At 62.0% G+C, this 8,243-nt stretch carries 6 protein-coding genes; 3 read left to right on the top strand and 3 right to left on the bottom strand.

Features of this window, described 5'->3' with window-relative positions:
• Positions 1-439 precede the first annotated feature (439 nt).
• Both AC5Y4T_RS25775 and AC5Y4T_RS25770 read left to right on the top strand, forming a co-directional pair.
• Positions 440-1,450 (top strand): alpha/beta hydrolase, encoded by a 1,011-nt coding sequence (locus AC5Y4T_RS25775; RefSeq protein WP_069953654.1) that lies wholly within the window; start codon positions 440-442, stop codon positions 1,448-1,450.
• A gap of 27 nt (positions 1,451-1,477) precedes the next feature.
• Positions 1,478-1,669, top strand: coding sequence for a hypothetical protein (locus tag AC5Y4T_RS25770; protein ID WP_072501190.1), 192 nt, complete (start codon positions 1,478-1,480; stop codon positions 1,667-1,669).
• Between the two features lie 648 nt (positions 1,670-2,317).
• On the opposite strand, the gene AC5Y4T_RS25765 is transcribed toward AC5Y4T_RS25770, so the two are convergent.
• Positions 2,318-5,185: an MMPL/RND family transporter gene (locus tag AC5Y4T_RS25765; RefSeq protein WP_072501189.1), complete on the bottom strand. Its 2,868-nt coding sequence runs from the start codon at positions 5,183-5,185 to the stop codon at positions 2,318-2,320.
• The gene (locus AC5Y4T_RS25760; RefSeq protein WP_072501188.1) at positions 5,182-5,607 is read right to left on the bottom strand and encodes an MmpS family transport accessory protein; all 426 of its coding nucleotides are present in this window, start codon (positions 5,605-5,607) and stop codon (positions 5,182-5,184) included. Before AC5Y4T_RS25760 ends, AC5Y4T_RS25765 begins: the two co-directional genes overlap by 4 nt.
• 329 nt (positions 5,608-5,936) lie before the next feature.
• Here AC5Y4T_RS25760 and AC5Y4T_RS25755 point away from each other — a divergent pair, with 329 nt between their 5' ends.
• A complete protein-coding gene (locus AC5Y4T_RS25755) occupies positions 5,937-6,752 on the top strand; it encodes a helix-turn-helix transcriptional regulator (RefSeq protein WP_051472940.1) in 816 nt (271 codons plus the stop codon).
• A 110-nt stretch (positions 6,753-6,862) separates the two neighbouring features.
• Here the strand turns inward: AC5Y4T_RS25755 and AC5Y4T_RS25750 are convergent, their stop codons facing one another.
• The gene (locus AC5Y4T_RS25750) at positions 6,863-8,131 is read right to left on the bottom strand and encodes an ISL3 family transposase (protein ID WP_232526912.1); all 1,269 of its coding nucleotides are present in this window, start codon (positions 8,129-8,131) and stop codon (positions 6,863-6,865) included.
• Between the last annotated feature and the right edge of the window lie 112 nt (positions 8,132-8,243).

The raw sequence follows: 8,243 nt of genomic DNA, 5'->3' as shown, positions 1-8,243 counted from the left end.
CACCCATAATCAACGGCAACCTGTCGACGACTCCCGGCAGCGTAATCCATTGGGGCGCAGGGATTAAAGATTCTTATCGGCAACCACCAAGAACGATCAGCTGCAAAAGCCGGTGTCGCGGGTTCGAATCCTGCCGGAGCACTCGTGTTTTCGCAGGTGAGTCATGTTTGCAGGTATTCTCCTACCGGTCTCGGCTTGTTCTGGTCGGTGCTTGGTCGGCGATTGTTTGGCATCGGATGATCCATGTTGGCTGGCGATAGTCACTCGCGGCGGCGTTGAGTCGGGAAGGTCGGGAAGCGATTGTCGTCCAGATCTGTCGGAAACAAACCTGCGTAGTGGTGTCGGTGTTCAAGAGGGCTTCCTCACTCCTCCGCGCGTTGCGGCAGGGGCTCCAAACATATAGTATCTAATACATGCGGTACCCGATACCCTTCGCTCTGTGAATTCGTCCGATTGGCGGGCTCGTCCTGCAAGCGCCCACTTCAGCTCCATCTGCTGGCAGTCGCGCCTGCTGGCGTTATTGACGGCTATCTTCGCGCGCCCTGCGCTCGCTACCTTGACCGTCATTGGCATAGTCATCAATCGTTTCAGTCCTCACATTTTGCAGCGTGCACGCTTTGACCTCATCGACAAACCGCTGCGCGTGGTGCCGCCACCGGCGGGAACTCAAGTGACCCCCGTCGCATTGCCGCAGTGTCCGGCCGAGTGGGTGGTATTCCCGACGGCCCGCCACTCAGACCGGGTTATCGTCTACTTCCACGGCTCGGCGCTGGTGACTTTGGGTCTCAATTCGCATCGGCGGTTTGTTGGTAAGCTCTCGCAAGAGACCGGCGCGCGGGTGCTCAATGTCGGTTACCGGCTGGCCCCGCAGGCCCGCATTGAGGATGCCGTGTCCGACGGGCTCGACGCCTACCGCTACGTTATGTCGCTCGGCTTTTCAGCGGATCGCATTGTGCTAGCAGGAGATTCAGCCGGTGGCATGCTGGCTGCCAGTACCGCACTGGCCGCCCGCGACAGCGGGCTGCCGGTGCCTGCGGGTCAGGCGTTGATGTCACCGCTGACGTCGTCGGATATGGGGCTGAAGTACCGGGCCCTCAAAGACCATCGCGACGTGATGTTTCCGTTCATGACGGTGAAGTTCCTCTATGACGTCTTCGGTACTGTCAACGGCACCCGGGCGGCGCCAGTGATGCCGTCGGAGGCCGATCTGCATGGCCTTGGCCCATTTTTGCTCCAGGTTGGCACCCACGAGATGCTGCTCAATGACACCCTCACGCTGGCCGACCGGCTGCGGGCTCACGGCATACCGGTGTGGGTGCAGCAGTGGCACAAGGCGATGCACATGTTCCAGCTCGGTTTCGACGTCAACCCAGATGCGCTTCGCGCGGTTGAGGAGGTGGCGGCGTTTATCCGTCATCTCACCACCGCGCCGGAAAAGAACAGCGCATAATCGCCCATGGGTCTATTGCACGGATAGGTGACACTTGATTTGGCTTGCCCCAGGTGGGCGGCCTGGAAGGATGTCATTGCGCCCAGGCCCTATCCGCGCGAGTTCCGCGACGATGTCGTGCGTGTTGCCCGCAACCGCGACGACGGCGTGACGATCGAGCAGATCGCCACCGACTTCGGTGACCCTGACCAAGTGGTTGCGACAGGCGGATATCGATGAGGGTGCCAAGCCTGGCAAAAGCACCGGTGATTCCCCCGAATTGCGTGAGCTGCGTCACCGAAATCGGTTGTTCGAGCAGGAGAACGAAGTCCTGCGCCGAGCAGCCGCCTACTTGTCGCAGGCCCACCTGCCGGGAAAAGCTTTACCAGCTCGTGAAAGAGCTCGCCGCCGAGGGGATCCCCGTGGCGGTGACGTGCCCGGTATGCAAGCTCGCCCGCCAGCCCTACTATCGCTGGCTGTGCCGACTCGGTTGGCCACCCAAGCACTCGATAGCGCGGTCGCACGGCGCGGTCAGGTCGCCGCCTGCATCCTTCAACGAACACCTACACTCGCTTCATCAAGCCGGCGTTGCGACCACCGATTGAATCCACCCAATTTCGCAGCCGGAAAATTCGTTCGTGCGTTAGGCCGCCACACCATGGTCGGGTTGATGTGGCCTGACCCCGGATTCGTTGATCACATGGACCAGTTCACGAGGTCCGGTCAGATGGGGCCGTGTCGGGTCCGCCGGCGACAACGCCGCCATGGAGAGCTTCTTCAGTCTTCTCGCGGCGGTCAAACCCGGCCTGCTCACAGCTGCAGATACTCCTCGATAATCGTCCCCCACGGAACGACACACGCTCCATACGTTAGTGGCAAGTCGGGAAACTACCCCCTCAGGAGCAGGGCGCGCACCAGTGGACGGGGGCCCACAGATCGGAGCAGTTCGCTGGCTGGGCGGGAGCGTACCCGTAGCGGCCACCAGAACCAGCGCCCCAACAGGGTAGCGGTGGATGGGATCATCAGCGAGCGCACGATCAGCGTGTCGATGAGCAGGCCCAGCCCGATGGTGGTGCCGCCCTGTTTGAGCGTGTACAGCTCGTTGACCGCCAAAGAGGCCATGGTGAAGGCGAACACCAAGCCGGCCGTGGTCACGACTCCGCCGGTGCCGCCTACGGACCGGATGATGCCGGTCTTCAGTCCTGCGCCGATTTCTTCCTTGAACCGCGAGACCAGCAACAGGTTGTAGTCAGATCCCACGGCCAGCAAAATGGTGACTGCGAAAGGCAAGGTGATCCAGTGCAGTTCCAAGCCGTAGATGTGTTGCCAAAACAGCACCGACAGGCCGAAGCCGGTCGCTAGCGAGAGCACGACTGTGCCGACGATGACCATCGAGGCGACTAGCGCGCGGGTGATGACCAGCATGACGATGAAGATCAGGATGAGTGCGGCGATGGCCTCGGTCATGACGTCGTATTTGGTGGATTCTTGGATATCTCGGTAAGTAGCCGCCGTGCCACCCAGGTATAACTTCGCGCTGGCCAAGGGGGTTTCTTTGACCGCCTCGCGTGCGGCCTTGAGTTCTGCGTCGACGTGGGAGATCGCCTCGGGGCTGGCGGGGTCGATGTTGTGGGTGATGATCATACGGGTGGATTTGCCGTCGGGGGAGACCAGCAGCCTGAGGCCGGTCTTAAAGTCAGGGCTGTCGAACACTTCTGGCGCGATGTAGAAGAGGCCGTCAATTTTTGCTTTGTCGAAGAATTCGCCCATGAGTGTGCTGGTGTCGGTCATGCGGTCCATTTGAGTGATCAGCCCCGAAAAACTGCTGTAGAGCGTGAAGAAGGTAGTCTGCATAGACTTTGCAACGTCGATGATCGGCGGTATCAACGTCACCATCTCTTGTGTTGCGTCAGCGCTTTGTTGGAGGTCCTTGGCCAGCTTGTGGAAATTCTCGGCGAGTTTGTCGAAGCCATCCAACGCGTCGAAGACGGAGCGCAGTGACCAACATATCGGAACGTCGAAGCAGTGCTTTTCCCAGTAGAAGTAACTGCGAAGTGGCCGCCAGAAATCGTCAAAATCTGCGAGATGGTCACGTATTCCATCCGTGATTGCAGCGGTGTCAGTTGTGACGCGAGCGCTGTCGCTAATCGACCCGGATAGTTCCTTTTCCACGGTGTACATGCGCTCTAACGTCGCGATCTGGACGCCGAGGTCATCTCGAGTCAGCCGCAGGATATCGGCCAAGCGGTCCTTCAGATACTGCAGGTTCTCCCGGATCGGGACGGGCTGCATGCCGATCGCGAACGGTATGGTGCCGTGCTCGATGTTGTATCCCAGCGGCCTGGTGATGCTTTGCACCCGCGCGATGCCCGGCACCCGGAAGATACTCGCCGCAATCCTATCCAGGTCGAGCATGTCCACCGGGTTACGCAGGTCGTGGTCGGCTTCGACCAGCAACAGGTCCGGATTCAGCCGGGCATGGGTGAAATGCTGGATGGCGGCACGGTCGCCGACGTTGGACGCTAGGCTCGCGGGAACGTAATAGCGGTCGTCGTAGTTTGTGTGATACCCCGGCAGGGTCAGCCCCCCGACTATTGAGACAACCACAGCGCTGGCAAGGATCGGGGCGGGCCAGCGCACCGTGGCCGTCGCTAGTCGCCGCCACCGGTAAATATTGGTCTTTCGCTTCGCGTCGAGTAAGCCGAACCGCGAGTCGATGGCCAGCAGAGCCGGCATCAACGTCAGCGAGGCCGCGATCACGATGACCAGTGCCACCGCGCACGGAATCGCCAACGTATTGAGGTAGGGCAGCCGGACCAACCGCAGACACAGCATCGCGCCGGCGATCGTTAGCCCGGAACCCAACACGACATGGGCAACTCCACGGTATGTCGTGTAGTAAGCGGTTTCACGGTCTTCGCCGCTTTGACGGGCTTCGTGATAGCGGCCGAGAAAAAAGATCGCGTAGTCCGTGCCGGCCGCGATGGCCAGCGCCATGAGCAGACTGACCGCGAACGTGGTGAAGCCGATCACGTGAAAGTTGCCGATGAATGCCACGATTCCCCGCGCGGTGGCCAGTTCGACAAAAATCACCACCAGCACGATCAGCAAGGTGGCTATCGACCGGTAAGCGATGAGCAACATCAGCGCGGCCACGGCGATCGTGATCGCCGTGCGCTTGGCCAGACCCCGGTCGCCGGCTTCAGTCAAGTCTGTGGTCAGCGGCGCCTGACCGGTCACATATGCTTTGATACCCGGCGGCGGATGAGAGTGCGCCACGATCTGCTCGACTGAGTGCACCGACTCATCCGCCCGCGAGGAGCCTTGGTCGCCGGCGAGGTTGAGCTGCACGTAAGCGGCCTTACTATCGGCGCTCTGCTCGCCGCCCGCCGTGACCAATTCCCCCCAATAGTTCTGCACTTTCTCGACATGCGCGGTGTCGCGCTCGAGCCGGCGCACCAGATCGTCGTAGAAGCGACGCGCCTCGTCGCCCAGCGGTTTGTCGCCCACCAGCACCACCATCGCGACGCTGTCGGAGTCGAACTCGTGAAAAACTTTGCCCATGCGCTTCATCGCGATCAGCGACGGAGCATCCTTAGGCAACAGGCCGACCGAGTTCTGCCGTTCCACCAGATCCAGTCGAGGCACGAAGACGCTGACGACGACGGCGAACACCAGCCAACCCAACACGATCGGCACCGCCAACCGCCGCAACATCCGCGCCGCAAGAGGCCGCTCGGCGTGGCCGCCGCTCATGCGGCTTTATCCAAGCAGAAAACCTGTGCGTCGAAACGGGCTACGGACTGCTGGTCGCGCACCACACCGTTGACCAGAATCCGGCAACCGAGCATGTTGCTGTCCCCTTGTGCCACCACGTTGGCGAACATTCCCGGCATGGTCGTGGTCACGGTGTATGACCACGGCAAGGTGGTGAAACTTGCGCGCTGAGGCTGAGCGTTCTCGTCCAGGTAATTGACCACACCCGCCGTGCCCGGGGGCCCGGTAACCTCGTAAACCACGCGCTTGACGTTGATCGGCACAATCTGCTCGCTCGGGCCCACCTCCGCGACTCGGTGCGAGCCGAACACACCCTGCAATCGGTAAGCCACGAAGCCCCCGACGGCCGCAACCGCGACGATCACCAGCGGAATCCACGCCCGCTTGAGAATGCCCAGCAAAGTCGTTGTCCTTCCGGCTCGGGTTGCTGTCACTCCAGGCTGCTACGTTTGGGGCGTTGCCCCGAGTACGTCGTCGGTGTGGTCGCGACCAGGCAACGAACCGACCCTTCGCCGTACCGCCGTATCCGCGCTGGGTAGCCCCGCCCATGCTCAGGCCCATCCTCCGCCCGTGTCGATATCAGCAAGCGGCCTAAAACCCTGTTCCCTTCGGCCAAGCGGTCGAGTTGATGCCACGAGTACATATGGTGGCGAGGAACCGCAGGTCGCGGAAGGGGGAGCTTAACCTAGGAATTTGACACCCAGGACGCCGCGCTGGCTAGCATCGCTTCGTGACCAAGACACTGGGAGAATTTCTTCGGGCGCGCCGCGAGGCGATCACACCCAACCAGCAGCGCCACGGCGATCTTGCGAGACGGCGGCGCACCCCTGGGCTGCGCCGCGAGGAGGTGGCCGTGCGGGCCGGCATCAGTGCCGACTACTACGCGCGGTTGGAACAAGGACGAGAAAACCACCCGTCCGCGCGGATATTGGACGCCTTGGTGATCGCGCTCGGCCTGTCTCCCAGTGAGGCGACCTATCTGTATGACCTCGCGACCCCGCGACACCGCTGGCGGCAGAAGGCCAGTTCGCAGCAAAACCCGGCTGAGTATTTGCTTCTCATCATGCAAGCCTGGACACTCGGTCCGGCCTACATAGTCAACCGCCGGTGCGATGTGCTGGCCGAAAACCCGCAAGCCTCAGAGCTCTTCTCCCAATTCACGATCACAGGGAACGTTTTGCGCTTACTGTTCCTGGATCCCGAGGCGAAAACCCTCTGGGTGAACTGGGAATCATACGTCAAAACCGCCATCGCCACCGTGCACCGCACCGCAGGTATCGATATTGATCAGCCAGATATCACCGATATCGTCCTCGAACTTTCCAAAAAGAGCAGCGACTTCGTCCAGATGTGGAACAGCCACGATGTCAATGTCTCCGACGGCAAGGTCAAGCAGCTCCGACATAGAGACTTCGGTGAGCTTGAGCTTGACTACGAGCTACTTTCAGTTGCGAGCGCGCCAGGACAATTTCTTGTAATCCACAGAAGCATTAAGAACGGCTCTTTCTTCTCGATGGCAGCGTCGCCGAATACGGTGGACAAATAGTCCTAGCGACAAAGGGGCTCATTGATGATGGCGGTCATCATGGTCTTGCCGCGCCGCCGGTCGGGGTGGCTGTAGGCCGCGATGATGGCTCTTCGATTTTGGCCGGGCAATCAGCATGAAGTCTGGGTTGCGGCCCGCTGTTTGCGGGTGCAGTGGAATCGTATCCGGCGGGCCGAGTTGGCTGGGTTGCGGAATCCGCAGGCGGCGCGTTTGACCTGTTTGACCAGGCGGTTGTAGCCCTCGGTGCGGGCGTTGGTGATGCCGGTGGCGATGAAAGTGTTGATCTCGGGCCACCAGGTGTCGATGGTGGTGGCCAGGGTGAGCAGCTCAGGGATCTGTGAGTCGATGCACCAGGCCAGGAACCGGTGCAGCCGATGGCGCGTCAGGTGTGCGTCGCCGCCGGCGCGCACGGTGGACAGCAGGGTGCGTAGTTCTTCCTTGGCGATCCACGCCGACAGGATCTGGCCGGTGTCGTCCTCGGCCACGATCGCGTTCCACATTTTCGCGAAGCGCGTGTCCGACAGGCGTTCTCGCGCCAACAGCAGCCGTCGCCGGTTAGCCCATTCCGGGTCGGCCCGCCGGCCGCGCCGATCGCGCAGATCCCAGGTGACCCGGCGGCGCACCTTCGTCAGCGCATCGTTGGCTAACTTCACCAGGTGGAAGTGATCGACCACGACCGTCGCATTCGGCAACAACCCTGGAGTGCGGATCGCCGTCGCGTAGACCGCGGCCGGGTCGATCGCCACGTACTCGATCCTCGCGCGGAACTGCTCGCTGCGCTCGGAGAGCCAGTCGATCACTGCCGCGCAGGTACGGCCCTCGCGTTGCCCCAGCAGGCCCTGATCGCCGGACAAATCGACGAACCCGGTGTCCCACGGGTCGATCCGCATCCAGCGGCCGGTGTCGGCGCACTGTTGCCAGCGGGGTTTGCCGCGTCGGGTCTCATCAATGCCGAGCACTGCCACCGGCTCGGGCTCGGCCAGCAGTGTCTCGGCGTGGGCGACAAACGCCCGGTGCGCGGTCGGCCACGACACCGCATGGGTGTCGGCGACCTCGGCCACCGCACGACCGGCGTTGCCGATCGCCTCCCCGATCTGGGTGCGCAACCGCGTAGTGGTGCGCGCCCGCGCCGGGACCTGCGCGATGGCCTCGGTGAACGAGGACTTCTGGCAATAGTCCTCCCAGCAGCGCCAACGGGTCTTGTGCCAGCGCACCACGATGTCGCCGGAGCCGTAGGGGATGTCTTTTGGCGAGGTCGTCACGTGCTCCTTGACCGAGGTCGACACCACCCCACAGCCCGGGCACGCCGCGGCCGTTTCGTCGGCGGTCGCCACGTGCACCACCCGCGTCCCATCAGGGCGCTGTTCGACACGCTCCACCTGTACTCCTGGCAGCCCAAACAACAATGTCGTACCGTCAGACACGGCCCTCGGTTCCCTTCCTCCGCCTGAATGCTTCGCAACTTTCAGACTTCGGAAGACCGAGGGCCTC

Source organism: Mycobacterium sp. NGS11 (genome assembly GCF_059813315.1).
This window is presented reverse-complemented; position numbering and strand designations above follow the sequence as displayed.